The sequence below is a fragment of the uncultured Xanthomonas sp. genome (assembly GCF_964278005.1).
Classification (GTDB): domain Bacteria; phylum Pseudomonadota; class Gammaproteobacteria; order Xanthomonadales; family Xanthomonadaceae; genus Xanthomonas_A; species Xanthomonas_A sontii.
Window position 1 is genome coordinate 248,867 of the sequence record NZ_CAXYKF010000001.1, and the last position, 16,801, is coordinate 265,667.

The 16,801-nt window shown below is 68.3% G+C and carries 14 protein-coding genes and 1 tRNA gene; 3 read left to right on the forward strand and 12 right to left on the reverse strand.

The window, feature by feature from the left end; genetic code table 11:
- Positions 1-57: 57 nt before the first annotated feature.
- The 4 genes from radA to ACHWVH_RS01020 form a co-directional block, all read right to left on the reverse strand.
- On the reverse strand, positions 58-1,443 hold the full coding sequence (gene radA / locus ACHWVH_RS01005; protein ID WP_017907382.1) for a DNA repair protein RadA: 1,386 nt from the start codon (positions 1,441-1,443) through the stop codon (positions 58-60).
- 272 nt (positions 1,444-1,715) lie between these two features.
- A complete protein-coding gene (locus ACHWVH_RS01010) occupies positions 1,716-2,252 on the reverse strand; it encodes an adenylate kinase (protein WP_394686483.1) in 537 nt (178 codons plus the stop codon).
- A gap of 225 nt (positions 2,253-2,477) precedes the next feature.
- A complete protein-coding gene (locus ACHWVH_RS01015; RefSeq protein ID WP_394686484.1) occupies positions 2,478-4,367 on the reverse strand; it encodes a M61 family metallopeptidase in 1,890 nt (629 codons plus the stop codon).
- Between the two features lie 136 nt (positions 4,368-4,503).
- Positions 4,504-5,106, reverse strand: a complete 603-nt coding sequence (locus tag ACHWVH_RS01020; RefSeq protein WP_394686485.1) for an ATP-dependent Clp protease proteolytic subunit — start codon at positions 5,104-5,106, stop codon at positions 4,504-4,506.
- Positions 5,107-5,161: 55 nt separating this feature from the next.
- On the opposite strand from ACHWVH_RS01020, the gene ACHWVH_RS01025 reads away from it, so the two are divergent.
- Positions 5,162-5,974, forward strand: coding sequence for a sigma-70 family RNA polymerase sigma factor (locus ACHWVH_RS01025; RefSeq protein ID WP_295937456.1), 813 nt, complete (start codon positions 5,162-5,164; stop codon positions 5,972-5,974).
- 105 nt (positions 5,975-6,079) lie between these two features.
- Here the strand turns inward: ACHWVH_RS01025 and cyoD are convergent, their stop codons facing one another.
- The 5 genes from cyoD to ACHWVH_RS01050 form a co-directional block, all read right to left on the reverse strand.
- Positions 6,080-6,418: a cytochrome o ubiquinol oxidase subunit IV gene (gene cyoD, locus ACHWVH_RS01030; protein WP_010341155.1), complete on the reverse strand. Its 339-nt coding sequence runs from the start codon at positions 6,416-6,418 to the stop codon at positions 6,080-6,082.
- The gene (gene cyoC, locus ACHWVH_RS01035; protein WP_017907389.1) at positions 6,418-7,044 is read right to left on the reverse strand and encodes a cytochrome o ubiquinol oxidase subunit III; all 627 of its coding nucleotides are present in this window, start codon (positions 7,042-7,044) and stop codon (positions 6,418-6,420) included. The genes cyoD and cyoC overlap by 1 nt, the downstream gene beginning before the upstream one ends.
- A gap of 3 nt (positions 7,045-7,047) precedes the next feature.
- On the reverse strand, positions 7,048-9,048 hold the full coding sequence (gene cyoB, locus ACHWVH_RS01040) for a cytochrome o ubiquinol oxidase subunit I (protein ID WP_017907390.1): 2,001 nt from the start codon (positions 9,046-9,048) through the stop codon (positions 7,048-7,050).
- Positions 9,048-9,989, reverse strand: coding sequence for a ubiquinol oxidase subunit II (cyoA, locus tag ACHWVH_RS01045; protein WP_267084582.1), 942 nt, complete (start codon positions 9,987-9,989; stop codon positions 9,048-9,050). The genes cyoB and cyoA overlap by 1 nt, the downstream gene beginning before the upstream one ends.
- Positions 9,990-10,305: 316 nt before the next feature.
- Positions 10,306-10,381, reverse strand: a tRNA-Thr gene (locus tag ACHWVH_RS01050).
- A 121-nt stretch (positions 10,382-10,502) separates the two neighbouring features.
- On the opposite strand from ACHWVH_RS01050, the gene ACHWVH_RS01055 reads away from it, so the two are divergent.
- Positions 10,503-11,459, forward strand: coding sequence for a hypothetical protein (locus ACHWVH_RS01055; RefSeq protein WP_394686528.1), 957 nt, complete (start codon positions 10,503-10,505; stop codon positions 11,457-11,459).
- A complete protein-coding gene (locus tag ACHWVH_RS01060; protein WP_394686486.1) occupies positions 11,456-12,157 on the forward strand; it encodes a hypothetical protein in 702 nt (233 codons plus the stop codon). The genes ACHWVH_RS01055 and ACHWVH_RS01060 overlap by 4 nt, the downstream gene beginning before the upstream one ends.
- A gap of 185 nt (positions 12,158-12,342) precedes the next feature.
- On the opposite strand, the gene ispH is transcribed toward ACHWVH_RS01060, so the two are convergent.
- The 3 genes from ispH to ileS form a co-directional block, all read right to left on the reverse strand.
- Positions 12,343-13,293, reverse strand: a complete 951-nt coding sequence (gene ispH / locus ACHWVH_RS01065) for a 4-hydroxy-3-methylbut-2-enyl diphosphate reductase (protein WP_394686487.1) — start codon at positions 13,291-13,293, stop codon at positions 12,343-12,345.
- 57 nt (positions 13,294-13,350) lie between these two features.
- Positions 13,351-13,854, reverse strand: a complete 504-nt coding sequence (gene lspA, locus ACHWVH_RS01070; protein WP_394686488.1) for a signal peptidase II — start codon at positions 13,852-13,854, stop codon at positions 13,351-13,353.
- 109 nt (positions 13,855-13,963) lie between these two features.
- The gene (ileS, locus tag ACHWVH_RS01075; RefSeq protein ID WP_394686489.1) at positions 13,964-16,795 is read right to left on the reverse strand and encodes an isoleucine--tRNA ligase; all 2,832 of its coding nucleotides are present in this window, start codon (positions 16,793-16,795) and stop codon (positions 13,964-13,966) included.
- Positions 16,796-16,801: the final 6 nt, after the last annotated feature.

Genomic DNA, 16,801 nt, shown 5'->3' on the forward strand with positions numbered 1-16,801 from the left:
GATTCGAAGCGACGCAGTACACGGGGACGACGCGCCGCTGCCCGCCGACGCCGCAGCCTATTCGCTCGCCGCTTCCAGCGCCTGCGCCAGGCGCTCCACCGCGATCACCTCCATGCCCTTGACCGTACCGGTCTTGGGCGCATTGGCCTTGGGCACGATGGCGCGCTTGAAGCCGTGCGTGGCGGCCTCGCGCAGCCGGTCCTCGCCATTGGGCACCGGGCGGATCTCGCCGGACAGGCCGACCTCGCCGAAGGCGATGGTCTTTTCCGCCAACGGCCGATCGCGCAGCGACGACAGCACCGCCAGCAGCACCGGCAGGTCGGCCGCGGTCTCCTGCACGCGGATGCCGCCGACCACGTTGACGAACACGTCCTGGTCGCCGACCACGATGCCGCCATGGCGGTGCAGCACCGCCAGCAGCATCGCCAGCCGGTTCTGTTCCAGGCCCACCGCCACGCGCCGCGGATTGGACAGCGGCGAGGCATCCACCAGCGCCTGCACTTCCACCATGAGTGGCCGGGTGCCTTCGCGGGTGACCATCACGCAACTGCCTGGCTGGTGCGCACTGCCGCCGGACAGGAAGATCGCCGACGGATTGGAGACTTCCTTCAGCCCCTTCTCGCCCATCGCGAACACGCCCAGTTCGTTGACCGCGCCGAAGCGGTTCTTGAACGCGCGCAGCAGGCGGAAGCGGCTGCCGCTCTCGCCCTCGAAGTACAGCACCGCATCGACCATGTGCTCGAGCACGCGCGGGCCGGCGATGCCGCCCTCCTTGGTGACGTGGCCGACCAGGAACACCGCCGTGCCGGTCTCCTTGGCGTAGCGCACCAGGCGCGCCGCGCTCTCGCGCACCTGGCTGACCGAACCCGGCGCGGCGGTCAGCGCCTCGGTCCACAGGGTCTGCACCGAGTCGGCGACGATCAGCTTGGGCCGCGCCGCGCTGGCGTGCTGCAGGATGTGCTCGATGCCGGTCTCGGCCAGCGCGTTGAGGCCGTCCAGCGGCAGGTCCAGGCGCACCGCGCGGCCGGCGACCTGGCCCAGCGATTCCTCGCCGGTCACATACAGCACCGGCAGCGTGCCGGCCATCTTCGCCAGCGCCTGCAGCAGCAGGGTCGATTTGCCGATGCCGGGGTCGCCGCCGATCAGCACCACCGCGCCCTCGACCAGGCCGCCGCCGAGCACCCGGTCGAACTCGCCGATGCCGGTGGACACGCGCGCCTGGTCGCGATGCTCCACGTCCTTGAGCGCGGTGATCTTCGGCGTCTCGGCCTTGCCGGCCCAGCCGCTGCGCCGCGCCGCGGCCGGCGCCTTGGCCGTGGCCGCGCTCTCCAGCACGATCTCGCTCAGCGTGTTCCAGGCGCCGCATTCGGTGCACTGGCCCTGCCACTTGTTGTATTCGGCGCCGCACTCGCCGCAGACATAGGCCGTTTTCGCTTTCGCCATCTGCTTCTGGTCCGCTCAGACAATGCATCAGCATAGTGGCTGGCGGTCTCAAGGTCCGCGACGCGGCGCCGGGAAGACGTCGCGCACTCGGCAGCGACGCCGATGTACGGCGGGCGCTGCTGCGTTTCCCCGCGACTGATGACCCAAATCGCCCGCGCACGGCCGCCAGGCGGCAGCAGGCGGCAGCAGGAGGCAGCCTGTGGCGCCGACGTCGGGTCAGACCGATTCTGCCCGGGACGATGTCCTCTTCGCTTGTCGCGGCAGGGAGGCCGTCAGCGCGCCTTCAAGGCAGCAAGCAGGTGTTGCGCCTGCTCCCGTCGCCTGATGCGCACGAAGCGAATATGCGCGTACTGCGGGTTGTGCAGATCGGCCTGGTAGCGCGCGCGGTTGCTGCGCCAGGTCTTGAGCATCCAGATGATGATGGACTCCCAGCTAAAGAAGGCGCGGCGAAAACTCTCGCGATTTCCCGTACCGGGCCACAGCTCATGTTTGTGCCAGGCCCGTTTGAACGCTCTGGCGACAGCCTGGAACAGCGTGCGCAAAAATCCATAATCCACCCACACCACCAGGTCCACGTCGCGCCATTTCACGGGGCGCGTCCGGTTGTAGTTGCCATCCAGCACCCAGTCGGCAGAGGCGGCTAACGCACGCTCCAGCTCTTTCAGGAACACATCGTCCGGGGTCCCCTGCCAGTCCGGGCGCCAGTAGAGTCTGTCCATTTCGACATAGGGAATCGCAAGTTCCTTGGCGATCAGCCTGGCGAGTGTGCTTTTCCCGCTTGCGCTGGTGCCGACCACATTGATTTTCACCGCCTGACCTCGTCCCCCCAAAGAAGATCGGCCACCTCGGCCGCTCCCGCACGGTGCTGCGCTCGCTGCAGGAATGGCTTCACATGGACTGCGCCATCGGTGGCGACCAAACAATGAGCATCGCGCGCGCAACCGCCGCAAGCGACACGCGCCAGTACGACGACGCCGTCGCCGCACCGCGCACCGGCACACCGAAGCGCCGGGCGGCGATCGCGCTCGCCGCCCTCAACGCGCCTTGTACAACTCACTCAGGCGATCCGGCGTGCCGGCGATGCGCTCCAGGTGCGGATACTGCAGGCCACCGTAGTAGGCGATGCGCACGGTGTCGTAGCGGTCGCCGCGCTTGACCAGCAGTTCGATCGGCGTGCTGCCGCCCTTGGCCGCGGTGACCGCATCCTTGAGCGCCTCGGCGCTGTACTCGCGGCCGCCGACTGCGACCACGCGGTTGCCGGCGATGATGCCGGCATTGAACGTCGGGCTGTCCCACAGCACGGATTGCACCCGGCCCTGCTCGTCCAGGCTCAGGCCCAGCGAGTAGCTCAGGTCCAAGCTCTTGTTGCGCGCCTCGGAGGTCTTGCTGGCCGCGTTCGGCTGATCGGTATAGACCAGCCTCCAGCCGCTGGCCTCGATCCCGCCGACCAGCGACCCGTGCGCATCGAGACGGCTGCGCAGCAGGCTCGCCCAGTCGTACTTGGCGATCCCATCGAGCGTGGCGACGATGTCGTCGAAGGTGTAGGTGTTCACGTCCCAGGCGCCGTCGTGCATGCCGAAGAACGCCTTGGCGAAATCGTCCAGCGAGCGCTTGCCGCCGCTGAGCTCGCGCAGCTTGGCGTTGACCTCCAGCCAGACCATCTGCCCGCCGGAGTAGTAGTCCTCGCTCATCTGGTAGCTGCGATAGGCGCGCGGCCGGCGCATCGACATGGTCGGGTCGTTGGTGGTGTCCTGCAGCGCGCGCCAGGCCAGGCCGGGACGGCCGCGCTGGTAGACCGCGGCGACGTTGGCCAGCATGTCGCGGGCCTGGTCCTGGGTCCAGAGCCCTGCGCGCGCGGCGATCACCTCGCCCCAGAACTGGGTCTGGCCCTCGTACAGCCACAGCAGGCTGTCGCCCATCGGCACGTTGAAGTTGGGCGTGGCCAGGTCGGCGCCGCGCCGGTACTTGCCGTTCCAGGAGTGGTTGAACTCGTGCGCGAGCAGGTCGCGCATCTCCCAGCTCTTGTCCCACTCGGTGAAGTAGTCGAGCGGGCCACTGTTCTCGCTGGAGCGATGATGCTCCAGGCCGATGCCGCCGAGCTTGTCGGTCAACGCCAGCAGGAACTCGTAGTGGTCGAAGTGGCGCGCGCCGTACAGCTTGTCCATCTGCTGCACCAGGGCCACGTGCGCCTTGATCTGGTCGGGCTTGGCCTCCAGCGACTTGGGCTTGTCGGCGAACACGTTCAGCGCCACCGGCGCCTTGCCCTTGTCGTCCAGCACGATGCGCTTGTAGTACTTGCCGGCGAACATCGGCGAATCGACCAGGTCGTCGAAATCGATCGGCTTGAACGTCACCGTATCGCCGCTGCGCGTGGCGGTCTCCAGCGCGGTGGCGTAGCTCCAGCCGGCCGGCAGGGTCACGCTGGCCTGCGCCTTGATGTTGCGCGCGTACACCCCGGCCGGATACAGCGCGGTGGTGTTCCACTGCAGGTTGAGCATCTCCGGGGTCATCATCACCCGGCCCTGGCCGTCGCCCTGCGAGGACAGGAACTGGTACTCGGCGACGATCTCGCTGACGCCGGCGGGCACGTCGATCTTGAACGCATAGACGTCGAACTGGTCGCGCGTCCACGGCAACACCTTGCCGTTGGCCTTGATCACCAGCCCGGCGAGCTTGTCGATCGGGCCGGTCGGCGAATGGTTGCCGGGGATCCACTGCGGATACAGCAGGGTCATCGGCCCCGGCGTGGCCGGGATGGTGCTGCGCACGCGGAAGATACGGTGCGCCAGATCGGTGGCATCGACATCGATCTTCAACGTACCGGCGAAGGGCACGTCGCGCGGCGGGGCGGTCTGCGCCGAGGCCTGGAACGCGACAGTAGCGGCCAGCAGCAACGGCGCCATCCAGGCGGTGGACTTGTTCATGGGATCTCCAGGGGGGGGCGAACGACAGCGGACAGGCAAACCCCCATGCTATGCCTGCGCCGCCGCCGCGTGCCATGCCATAGGTCATGCCCGCGGCGATCGCCGCGCACGGCGCCTGCCGCATTGGCCGGAGCCCTCAGCGCCCGGCCAGTTGGCTGCGCCGCTCGACGATGCGCGACACCAGGCCGTAGTCCATCGCCTCCTGTGCCGACATCCAGCAGTCGCGCTCGATGTCGGTCTCCACGCGCTCCAGCGGCTGGCCGGTCTCGCGGGCAATGACCTTGGCGATGCGGGCGCGCGCCTTGAGGATCTCGCTGGCCTGGATGGCGATATCGCTGGCCGGGCCGCCGGCGCCGCCGCTGGGCTGATGGATCAGGAACCGGGTCTGCGGCAGGCACACCCGGCGCTCGCGCGGCACGCCCAGGAACACGTGCGTGGCCGCGCTGCCGACCCAACCCGAGCCGATCATGTCGACCGGTGCGGAAATGAAGCGCAGCGCATCGTGGATGGCGTCGCCGGATTCGAGATGCCCGCCCGGCGAGGACACGATCATCGCGATCGGCGCATCGGACTCGGCATCCAGCGCCAGCAGATGGCGTACCGTCTGGTAGGCGCTGGCGTCGGTGATGGTGCCGAACAGCAGCAGGGTCCGCGCGCGGAACGCCTTTTCCTCGAGGAAGGCGGCGGACGGCGACTGCGCGTAGGGCGCGGCGGGGGACATTTCGTCGGAACGCAGCATCGGCCTGTCTCCATGTATGGTGGGTGTCACTCCCAACGAACGACGGGGCCACGACGTGACATCTCCGACCGACACGCCCACGCCGGCCGACGGCGAGGCGCTGCGCCGCCAGTTGCTGGCCCTGGCGCATCGCTGGCTTGGCCAGGGCCAGGACGCCGAGGATCTCGTGCAGGAGGCCTATTTGCGCGCCGCACAGGGACCGCTGCCGGCCAGCGGCCGCGACGCCTGGCTGACCACCGTGCTGCGCCATCTGTGCATCGACCGCTTGCGCCGCCGCGGCCGCTACCGGGTCCTGCTGGAGCGCATCGCACAGGAACACGCACTGTCCGTCACCGACGATCCGGACGGGCCGGAACGCCACGCCCTCCACAGCGCGGCAGTGACGCACGCGCTGGTAGCGCTGGTGCGCACGCTGCCGGCCGGCGACGTGGCGATGCTGCTGCTTGCCGAGGCCTTCGACTTCAGCCATGCCGACCTGGCGGCGTTGTCGGCACGCAGCGAAAGCGCCTCGCGCCAGTACCTGCGGCGCCTGCTGCAGCGCGCGCGTACAGCGATCGAGGACGCCACTGCACCGACGCGCGCGCACCCGCACGACGACGACGCCTGCCTGCTGGCGCTGTGCCGCCACGCCCTGCGGCACGGCGATCCGGCCGGACTGGTCGCCACGTTGCGTGCGGCGCGGCCGCAGACCCTGCTGGCCAGCGCCTGGTCGGTGTCGGCCTCCGCGCACGCCGCGCCCAGGGCCGCGCCGGTCTACGCCCAGCCGTTGCAGCAGCACGGGCAACTGGGGCTGCTGATCCGCAACGGCGACGGCGTATTGACCTGGCTACCGTTGTGCGAACTCGCCGAGCCGCCCTGCCTGGCGTGATCCCGGCGCATTCCTGCGGACATCGCCAGCGCGATTGCACGCCCCAAACGCAACGGGCCGCCAGTCGCCTGGCGGCCCGTTGCGTTGCGCGGCAGGAGTGCCCGCTCAGTGCATCATGTTGACGTTGAGGTTGTGCATCACCCACAGCGAGCCGACCACCACGATGCCGATGATCAGCAGCGAGAACAGGCCCACGTGCACGTTGGAGCGCTGTTCGGCCGACCGGTCCATGTGCAGGAAGTAGATCAGGTGCACCAGCATCTGCACCGCGGCCAGCACCGCGATGACGATGACGGTGACGCCGCGCGGGAACGCCCCGCTCATCACCATGCCGAACGGGATCACGGTCAGGATCACCGCCAGCACGAAGCCGACCAGGTAGGACTTCAGGCCGCCGCCATGGCCGTGCTCGGCGTGCGTGTCGGAGGAATGATGGTTGGCCATTACAGCGCTCCCAGCAGGTAGACGATGGTGAACACGCCGATCCAGATCACGTCCAGGAAGTGCCAGAACAGGCTCAGGCACGCCAGGCGGGTCATGTTGCGCGGGGTCAGGCCGTTCTTCGCGATCTGGATCACCAGCACGGTCATCCACAGCAGGCCCGAGGCCACGTGCAGACCATGGGTGCCGACCAGGGTGAAGAAGGCCGACAGGAACGCACTGCGGCCGGGGCCGGCGCCCTCTTCGATCAGGTGGTGGAACTCGTAGAGCTCCATGCCCAGGAAGCCCAGGCCCAGCGCCGCGGTGACCGCCAGCCAGCCGTACAGGCCGCCCATGCTGCGCTTGTTCGCCGAGATCATCGCCAGGCCGAAGCCCAGGCTGCTGAACAGCAGCAGGAAGGTTTCCACCAGCACGAACTTCAGGTCGAACAGTTCCTTGGCGGTCGGGCCGTCCACCGTCGCGCCGGCCAGCACCGCATAGGTGGCGAACAGGCCGGCGAAGATGAGGCAGTCGCTCATCAGGTAGACCCAGAACCCGAAGACGGTGTTGCCGCCCGCGTCGTGGTGTTCGTGGTCGTGGTCGTGGCCGCCCGCGTGGGCGGCGTGGGAATCGAGCGTCGTGGAAGCCATGGTTCAGACCGCCTTTGCGGCGTTGGCCGCGTGTTGCTGTTCCAGCAGGGCGAAGCGCGCGTTCTCGATGCGCTCCACTTCCTCCGCCGGGACCCAGTAATCGATGTCGTCATCGAAGGTGCGCGCGATGAAGCTGCCGATCATGCCGACCAGGCCGATCACCGCCATCCACCAGATGTGCCAGGTCAGACCGAAGCCCAGGACGATGCTGAAGGCGCCGATCCAGAAGCCCGCCGCCGTGTTGCGCGGCATGTGGATCGGTTCGTACTTGGCCGGACGCGGCCAGCCCTTGCCCTTGAGCTTGTCTTCCCAGAACTGGTCGCGATCGTCGATGTGCGGCAGCACGGCGAAGTTGTAGAACGGCGGCGGCGAGGAGGTCGCCCACTCCAGGGTGCGGCCATCCCACGGGTCGCCGGTCAGGTCCATGTTCTCCTTGCGCTTCCAGATGCTGTAGCCGATCTGCACCAGGTTCAGGAAGATGCCGGTACCGATGATCGCCGCACCCACCGCGGCCACCATCAGCCACGGCGCCCACTCCGGGTGGTTGTAGCTGTTCATGCGCCGGGTCATGCCCATGAAGCCGAGCACGTACAGCGGCATGAAGGCGATGAAGAAGCCGATGATCCAGCACCAGAACGAGGCCTTGCCCAGCTTCTCGTTGAGCTTGAAGCCGAACGCCTTCGGGAACCAGTAGGTCAGGCCGGCCAGGTAGCCGAACACCACGCCGCCGATGATCACGTTATGGAAGTGCGCGATCAGGAACAGGCTGTTGTGCAGCACGAAGTCCACCGCCGGGATCGCCAGCATCACGCCGGTCATGCCGCCGATGACGAAGGTGATGATGAAGCCGATGGTCCACAGCACCGGTGCGGTCATGTGCACGCGGCCGCGGAACATGGTGAACAGCCAGTTGAAGATCTTCACGCCGGTCGGGATCGAGATGATCATCGTCGTGATGCCGAAGAAGGCATTGACGTTGGCGCCCGAGCCCATGGTGAAGAAGTGGTGCAGCCACACGATGAACGACAGCACGCCGATGCATGAGGTCGCATACACCATCGAGGTGTAGCCGAACAGGCGCTTGCGGCTGAAGGTGGCGATCAGCTCGGAGAAGATGCCGAACGCCGGCAGGATCAGGATGTAGACCTCCGGGTGGCCCCAGATCCAGATCAGGTTGACGTACATCATGGCGTTGCCGCCACCGTCGTTGGTGAAGAAGTGCGTGCCCAGGTAGCGGTCCGCACCCAGCAGCGCCAGCGCCACGGTCAGGATCGGGAACGCGGCGATGATCAGGATGTTGGTGATCAGCGCGGTCCAGGTGAAGATCGGCATGCGCATCAGGGTCATGCCCGGCGCGCGCATGCGCATGATCGTCACGAAGAAGTTGATGCCGGTGAGCAATGTGCCCAGGCCCGAGATCTGCAACGCCCAGATGTAGTAGTCGACACCGACGCCTGGACTGTATTCCAGCCCGGACAGCGGCGGGTAGGCCAGCCAGCCGGTCTGCGCGAACTCGCCCACGCCCAGGGAGATGTTGACCAGCGCCGCGCCGGCCACGAACAGCCAGAAGCTCAGCGAGTTCAGGAACGGGAACGCCACGTCGCGCGCGCCGATCTGCAGCGGCACGATCAGGTTCAACAGGCCGGTCATGAACGGCATGGCCATGAAGAAGATCATGATCACGCCGTGCGCGGTGAAGATCTGATCGTAGTGATGCGGCGGGAAGATGCCTTCGTTGCCGCCGTGCGCGATCGCCTGCTGGGTGCGCATCATCGCCGCGTCGGCGAAGCCGCGCAGCAGCATGATCAGCGCCACCACGATGTACATGACGCCGATGCGCTTGTGGTCGACCGAGGTGAACCACTCCTTCCAGAGGTAGCCCCACAGCTTGTACTTGGTGACCGCGGCCACCACCAGCAGGCCGAGCAGGCCGGCGCCACCGAGGGCCGCCATGATGATCGGCTCGTGGTACGGAACCGCCTCGAGCGTGAGTTTGCCTAGCATCACTTGTCTCCAGAAGTGCACATGGCGACCGGCTCAGCAGCCGATGCCGGATGAGCGTCGTGGCCTTCCATCTTGTGGCCCTTGCCCATCATGTATTTGTCGATCAACGACTTGAACAGGCCGTCCTGCACCGAGGCGTAGTACGTCACCGGGTAGGCGGCCTTGTCGTTGCGGTTGGCCGCCAGCACCTGGAACTCGGCCTGGTTCAGGGTCTTCTGCGAGGCCTTGACCTTGGCCACCCACGCGTCGAAACCGGCGCGGTCGGTGGCATGCGCGGCGAAGCCCATCTTCGAGAAGCCGTGGCCGCTGTAGTTGGCCGACAGGCCGAACATCTCGCCCGGCTCGTTGGCGATCAGGTGCAGCTTGGTCTCCATGCCGGCCATCGCGTAGATCTGCGTGCCCAGGTGCGGGATGAAGAACGAGTTCATCACCGTGTCGGAGGTGATCTTGAAGTTCAGCGGCGTGTCGACCGGGAACGCGATCTCGTTGACCGTGGCGATGCCCTGCTCCGGGTAGATGAACATCCACTTCCAGTCCAGCGCCACCGCCTCGATGGTGATCGGCTTGACCTTGGAATCCAGCGGCTTGTACGGATCCAGCGCATGCGAGGAGCGCCAGGTCAGCACCGCCAGGACCAGGATGATCATGCACGGGATCGACCACACCACCACCTCGATCGCGGTGGAGTGCGACCAGTTCGGCTCGTAGCGGGCCTTGGTGTTGGACGCGCGGTAGCGCCAGGCGAAGGCCAGGGTCATCACGATGACCGGGATCACCACCAGCAGCATCAGCACCACCGAGGTGATCAGCAGCGTCTTCTCGTCGTGGCCGATCTGACCCTTGGGGTTGAGGATGGCCGAGTTGCAGCCGGCCAGCAGCAGCGCGGCCAGCAGCAACAGACCGGAGCGCAGCGAGCGCCGGAGTTGTTTCAACGGAATCATCGAACGATCCAATTGCGTAGGGGATGCGAACCGCGCGGGAGCGGGAGGCGAGGCGCCGCACAAGGGCTGTCCCGCGTCCGCCGCGGCATCCGGGCCGGCATGCGCGATCAACGACGCATTTTATGCTGCCGTGCGGCAACTCCGGAAGTCATTGACAAGCCCGGGCGGGCGCCAGGCCGCGTTTTTATGTGCGACACATTGCCGCACCCGCCTGCGACACGGCGTCGCAGGCCGCTGCGCGCACGGACCTGCGTCGCAGAAAAACGGGAGCGCAGACACCAGGAAGGCAGCCTCGCGGCTGCCTTCTGGGTACGACTGGTGCCGGAAACAGGAGTCGAACCTGCGACCTACGCATTACGAATGCGCCGCTCTACCGACTGAGCTATTCCGGCGGAACTGGCAATTCTAGGCGTCGGCCCGGGCCGGGGTCAATCGCTGCCCGGGCCTTCGCGCAAGCGCCGCAATCGATGGGTTACCCTCCCGCCCCCCGTCGTCCCCATCCCCGTGCTCATCGTGAAGTTGTTCGCCTGGTTCTGGCTCGCGTTCCTGCTGTTTTTCGCCATCCCCTTCCCCTGCATCCTCTACTTCGCCAGCGACTGGCCACGCGTGCTGGCCCAGCCCAGCACGCCCGCATGGGCGCTGACCCTGCTGGCACTGTCGCTGGGCCTGTGGCTGCACCTGCTCTACGCCTACCTGGACACGCTGCTGCTGATGCCCGGGCGCGCCCTGCACCGTGTGCGCCACCTGCTCGCTCACGGCGTGCGCCGCGAGGCGTTGATCGAACGCGCCGCCCCGACCGGGGTCGAGGTCAAGGGATGGCCGCAGCTGTCGCTGACCCTGGCCTTCGACAACCTGTCCGGCACGCCCATCCGCGACACCGTGTTGATCGTGGACCGCAAGCCGGCGCAACGCCGCTTCGAGAGCGGACGCACCGTGCCGCTGCGGCTGAGCACCACGCCGGGCGCCACCCCGAACCTGGTGCTGGAGGACGCCGAGCCGGCGCTGGACCGCGCCAGCCTGTGGCGACGTGCGGCCGGCGCCGTGCTGCTGGTGGTCCTGGTCGGCGCGGCCTACGTGGTGGCCTGGCGCCTGCAGAACCGCGGCATGGGCTGGACCTTCCTGTCCTTCAACCACCCGCTGCTGATGAGTGCGCTGGTGCTCAACGGCTATGTGCTGGCGCTGCGCGTGATCCTGCGCGTGATCCGCAGCAACGCCACCGACGAGACCCTGAAGTACCGCGGCCTGCGCGCGCGTGCGCGGGTGCTGGACGTGCGCCAGACCGGCACCACCCTCAACGAGCAGCCGCAGGTGGAGTTCCGCGTGGTGTTCGAAGACGCGTCAGGCAACCCGCACGAGGCGACGATGCGGCGGTTCGTGTCGCTGCTCGACGTCGGACAACTGCCGCGCGACACGGTGTCGGTGCTGTACGACCCGCAACACCCCACCCGCGCCGACCTGGAGCTGCCATGAAGACGCCGCCCACCCCACTGGTCTTCGCCGGCGTGGTGCTGCTGCTCGGCGGCCTCGCCTTCGCCGGCGGCGCCTGGGACACCGTCCGCGCCACCCTGCAGACGGCCGGCCCAGGGGCTGCCCTGCAGTCCCCCTCAAAGCCGCAATCGCTGGCGGTGCCGACCCCGACTGCCCGTGCTGCCGACACCGCGCCGGCGCCGACGCCGGCACCACGCGGCAACCTGCTGTTCGACCCGCAGCGGCTGCGCGCGGCGCGGCAGGCGCTGGCGGACCTGCCCGCCCTGCAGGGCCACGACCTGCGCGTGTTCCATGCCGTGCATTTCTACGATGACCGGATCGGACTCGAACTGCTGGACCCCGCACAGCCAGACCACGTGGACGAATACAGCTTCCACGACGAGGCCTGGCACAAGGAGGCGCCGGTGAATCCGCGCATGTTCGGGCCGTTCCTCAAGCCAGCCACCGACACCGCCGCGCTACAGGACATCGATTTCGAGGGCGCCTACCGGGTGGCCACGGCCTTGCAGGAACAGGGCGAGGCGCTACAGGCCGAGCCGAAGAAGGTGGATCACGTGTACGTGCTGGTGGGCCGGCGCGGCCGCCTGCGCTGGATGCCCGATGGCGTGGAAGGCGATCGCGTCAGCGTGGGCATCGAGTTCGATGCACAGGGACGGCCGCGCGGCATGCAGCGCCAGTAAGCCGTGGCGCTTGCCACGCGACAGCACCCCATCACGTCATCTCGCAGGAGCGGCTCTTGTCCCCTTTTCGGGGATCAGCCGCGACAGGCTTTACCGGGATCGCCCGTCGCGGCTGAAAGCCGCTCCTACGCGCGCCACGACAGATACGCCCATCCAGCGTACGAACACGCGACCGAACGCGACCGTCAGTCGACCAGACGCAGCCGCAATTCCTTCGGCAGCGCGAACACCATCGACTCCGGCTCGCCCGCCAGCTCCGACACGCCGTCGGCACCGAGTTCGCGCAGCCGCGCGATCACGCCGTCCACCAGCACCTGCGGCGCCGAGGCGCCGGCGGTGAGACCGACGCGGCGCTTGCCAGCGACCCAGGCCGGGTCGATCTCGTCGGCGCCGTCGATCAGGTAGGACTCCACCCCGTCGCGCCGCGCCAGCTCGCTGAGCCGGTTGGAATTGGAGCTGTTCGGCGAGCCGACCACCAGCACCAGGTCGCACTCCTTGGCCAGGTCGCGCACCGCGTCCTGGCGGTTCTGGGTGGCGTAGCAGATATCGTCGTTCTTCGGCCCCTGCATCGCCGGGTAGCGCGCGCGCAGCGCCTCGATGATGCCGCGGGTGTCGTCCACCGACAGCGTGGTCTGGGTGGTGTAGGCCAGGTTCTCCGGCTGCTGCACGTCCAGCGTGGCGACCTGCTCGATGTCCTCGACCAGGTAGATGCGGCCGGTGCCGCATTCGCGGTCCCACTGCCCCATCGTGCCTTCCACCTCCGGATGGCCGGCGTGGCCGATCAGCACCACGTCGCGGCCGGCGCGGCAGTGCCGGGCCACCTCGAAATGCACCTTGGTGACCAGCGGGCAGGTCGCGTCGAACACCTTCAGCCCGCGCCGCTCGGCCTCCTGGCGCACCGCCTGGGCCACGCCGTGGGCGCTGAAGATCACCGTGTTGCCGTCGGGCACCTCGTCCAGTTCCTCGACGAAGATCGCGCCGCGCTGCTTGAGGTCGTCGACCACGAAGCGGTTGTGCACCACCTCGTGGCGCACGTAGATCGGCGCGCCCAGGGTTTCGATGGCGCGCTTGACGATCTCGATCGCGCGATCGACGCCGGCGCAGAAGCCGCGGGGGTTGGCGAGCAGGACATCCATTAGCTAGATCCGCCGGCCGCAGGGGGCCAGGCGCTTCGACAGGGAGAGTGGCACCGATTATCCCGCTTTTCGCTTCGCCTTGCCGTCGAACACGCCGAACAGGGCGATGCCGATGGCGCCGGCGACGATCGCCGAGTCGGCGATGTTGAACGAGGGCCAGTAGTGCTCGCCCACGTACCATTGGATGAAATCGACCACGTGGCCGTGCATCAGCCGGTCGATCACGTTGCCGATCGCCCCGCCGATCACCAGCGCGTACGGCAGCGCGCTGCGCCACTCGCCGCGCGGGGTGCGCGCCAGCCACCAGGCCAGCAGGGCGCTGATGCCCACCGCCAGCGCGGTGAAGAACCAGAGCTGCCAGCCGCCGGCCTGGCTCAGGAAACTGAATGCCGCGCCGGTGTTGTAGGTCCGGTACCAGTTCCAGAAGCCGGGGATCACCGGCACCGCGGTGAACTCGGGCAGGCTGGACAGCACCCAGGCCTTGCTCCACTGGTCCAGGCCGATCACCGCGGCCGACAGCAGCAGCCAGATCAGGGCGGAGGGGGTGGGTCGTGCGGTCATGCGGGAAGTCCGCCTTGGGCGAAGAAGGAAAGGAAGGATGGCCGGCGCCGCAGCCACGGCGCCGCCGCCGGCCCCGGCGACGCGCAAGCCGCGTGGCCGGGGACGGCACTCAGAACCAGCGGCGCTCCTCGCCCGGTCCTTCGATGTTGCTGACGCAGCGGCCGCACAGTTCCGGGTGCGCCGGATCGGCGCCGACGTCGGCGCGGTAGTGCCAGCAGCGCACGCACTTGGGCTTCTCGGTGGCCTGGGCGCTGACGAAGATCTCGTCGGTGCTGGCCTCGCGCACCACCACGTCGCCGCTGATGAACAGGAAGCGCAGCTCTTCCTGCAGCGGCTGCAACTTCGCTGCGGTGGCGGCGTCGGCGGCGACGGTGATCTCCGCCTCCAGCGCCGCGCCGATCACGCCGTTGCCGCGCATCGGCTCCAGCACCTTGGCCACCTGCTCGCGCAGCGCCAGCAACTGCTCGAAGTCGGCCGCGCTCAGCGCCGCGTCCTCCGGCAACGGCGCCAGGCCTTCGTACCAGGTCGCGAACAGCACGTTGCCCAGGTGCGCGCCCGGCAGGTAGCCCCACAGTTCGTCGGCGGTGAAGCTCAGGATCGGCGCGATCCAGCGCACGAAGGCCTCGGCCACATGGAACATCGCGGTCTGCGCCGAGCGCCGGCCAAGCGAATCCTCGGCCATCGTGTACAGCCGGTCCTTGGTCACGTCCAGGTACAGCGACCCCAGGTCCACACTGCAGAAGTTCAGCAGCGCCTGCACGATGGCGGCGAAGTCGTAGCGCGCGTAGGCGGCCTTGATCTGCTCCTGCACCTCGTAGGCGCGGTGCACGATCCAGCGGTCCAGCGCCACCAGTTCCGGCAGCGGCCGCAGGTGCACCGCCGGGTTGAAGCCGTGCAGGTTGCCGAGCAGGAAGCGCGCGGTGTTGCGCAGGCGCCGGTAGGCGTCGGCGTTGCGCTTGAGGATCTCCTGCGACAGCGACATCTCGTTGCTGTAGTCGGCCGAGGCGATCCACAGGCGCAGGATGTCCGCGCCCAGGGTCTTCATGATGTCCTGCGGCTCGATGCCGTTGCCCAGCGACTTGGACATCTTGCGGCCGTGCTCGTCCACGGTGAAGCCGTGGGTCAGGCACTGCCGGTACGGCGCGGCGTGGTCCAGCGCCACGCCGGTCAGCAGCGAGGACTGGAACCAGCCGCGGTGCTGGTCGGAACCTTCGAGGTACAGGTCGGCCGGCTTGGGCAGGCCGCGTTCGGTCAGCACCGCCTCGTGGGTGACGCCGGAATCGAACCAGACGTCGAGGATGTCGGTGATCTTCTCGTAGTCGCCCGCCTCGTCGCCGAGCAGTTCGGCGGCGTCCAGCGCGTACCACACGTCCACCCCGCCCTGCTCGACGCGGTCGGCGACCTGGCGCATCAGCTCGGTGCTGCGCGGATGCGGCTCGCCGGTCTCGCGGTGCACGAACAGCGCGATCGGCACTCCCCAGGTGCGCTGGCGCGAGATCGTCCAGTCCGGGCGCCCGGCGACCATGCCGGCGATGCGCGCCTGGCCCCAGGCCGGGTACCAGTGCACGCCTTCGATGGCCTGCAGCGCCTCGGCGCGCAGGTCGGCCTGCTCCATCGAGATGAACCACTGCGGCGTGGCGCGGAACGCGATCGGGGTCTTGTGGCGCCAGCAATGCGGATAGCTGTGGACCATGCTGGCACGCGCCAGCAGCAGCCCGCGCGCGGCCAGCAGGTCGGCGATGACGTCGTTGGCCTTCCAGATGTGCAGCCCGGCCAGTTCCGTGCCATCGACCGCCGGGGTCGACGGCAGGTATACGCCGCGCGCATCGACCGGGTTGATCTGCGCCGCGCCGTAGCGCTCCAGCAGCCCGTACGGCTTGACCGCCACGTAGTCCTCCTGGCCGTGGCCGGGGGCGGTGTGCACCGCGCCGGTACCGTCGGTGTCGGACACGTGGGTGCCGAGGATCACCGGCACGTCGCGCTCGTCGTAGAAGGGGTGCGCCAGCACCTGGTGTTCCAGCGCCGCGCCGGCGACGCGGCCGTGCACCACCACCTCATCCACCCCGTAGCGCTGCAGCGCGCGCTCGGCCAGCGCGTCGGCCAGCACCAGCCAGCGGCGGCGGCCGTCGCGGGCCGGGCCTTCGACCAGCGCATAGACCAGTTCCGGCCCCAGCGACACCGCCAGCGAGGCCGGCAGCGTCCACGGCGTGGTGGTCCAGATCGGCACCGCCACTTCCGCACCGTCCGGCAGGGTCGCGCCGAACGCGGCGGCCAGCGCCGCGCCGTCGCGGGCCGTGTAGGCCACGTCCACCGTCGGCGACTGCTTGTCGGCGTACTCGATCTCCGCCTCGGCCAGCGCCGAGCCGCAGTCGAAGCACCAGTGCACCGGCTTCACGCCGCGGGTCAGGTGGCCGTTCTCGACGATCCGCGCCAGCGCGCGGATCTCGTTGGCCTCGAAATGGAAGTCCAGCGTACGGTACGGGTTGTCCCAGTCGCCGATCACGCCCAGGCGCTTGAAGTCGCGGCGCTGGATGTCGATCTGCGCGTTGGCGTATTCGCGGCACTTCTGCCGGAACTCCACCGCATCCAGCTTGACCCCGACCTTGCCGAACTTCTTCTCGATCGCGATCTCGATCGGCAGGCCATGGCAGTCCCAGCCCGGGATGTACGGCGCGTCGTAGCCGGACAGGTACTTGGACTTGACGATGATGTCCTTGAGGATCTTGTTGACCGCATGCCCGAGGTGGATCGCGCCATTGGCGTAGGGCGGGCCGTCGTGCAGCACGAACAGCGGCCGGCCCTGGGCGTTGTCGCGCAGCCGCGTGTACAGGCCCTCGCTCTCCCAGCGCGCCAGGATGTCCGGCTCGCGCTTGGGCAGGTCGCCGCGCATCGGGAACTCGGTCGCCGGCAGATGGAGGGTGGCTTTGTAGTCCTGGGTCACGGGCAG

Bases quoted from the DNA above. Each gene is read 5' to 3' on its own strand.
- radA (WP_017907382.1), bottom strand. From the start codon at position 1,443: ATGGCGAAAGCGAAAACGGCCTATGTCTGCGGCGAGTGCGGCGCCGAA.
- lspA (WP_394686488.1), bottom strand. From the start codon at position 13,854: ATGACCGCACGACCCACCCCCTCCGCCCTGATCTGGCTGCTGCTGTCG.
- cyoB (WP_017907390.1), bottom strand. From the start codon at position 9,048: ATGCTAGGCAAACTCACGCTCGAGGCGGTTCCGTACCACGAGCCGATC.
- ACHWVH_RS01015 (WP_394686484.1), bottom strand. From the start codon at position 4,367: ATGAACAAGTCCACCGCCTGGATGGCGCCGTTGCTGCTGGCCGCTACT.
- ACHWVH_RS01020 (WP_394686485.1), bottom strand. From the start codon at position 5,106: ATGCTGCGTTCCGACGAAATGTCCCCCGCCGCGCCCTACGCGCAGTCG.
- ACHWVH_RS01060 (WP_394686486.1), top strand. From the start codon at position 11,456: ATGAAGACGCCGCCCACCCCACTGGTCTTCGCCGGCGTGGTGCTGCTG.
- cyoD (WP_010341155.1), bottom strand. From the start codon at position 6,418: ATGGCCAACCATCATTCCTCCGACACGCACGCCGAGCACGGCCATGGC.
- ispH (WP_394686487.1), bottom strand. From the start codon at position 13,293: ATGGATGTCCTGCTCGCCAACCCCCGCGGCTTCTGCGCCGGCGTCGAT.
- cyoA (WP_267084582.1), bottom strand. From the start codon at position 9,989: ATGATTCCGTTGAAACAACTCCGGCGCTCGCTGCGCTCCGGTCTGTTG.
- cyoC (WP_017907389.1), bottom strand. From the start codon at position 7,044: ATGGCTTCCACGACGCTCGATTCCCACGCCGCCCACGCGGGCGGCCAC.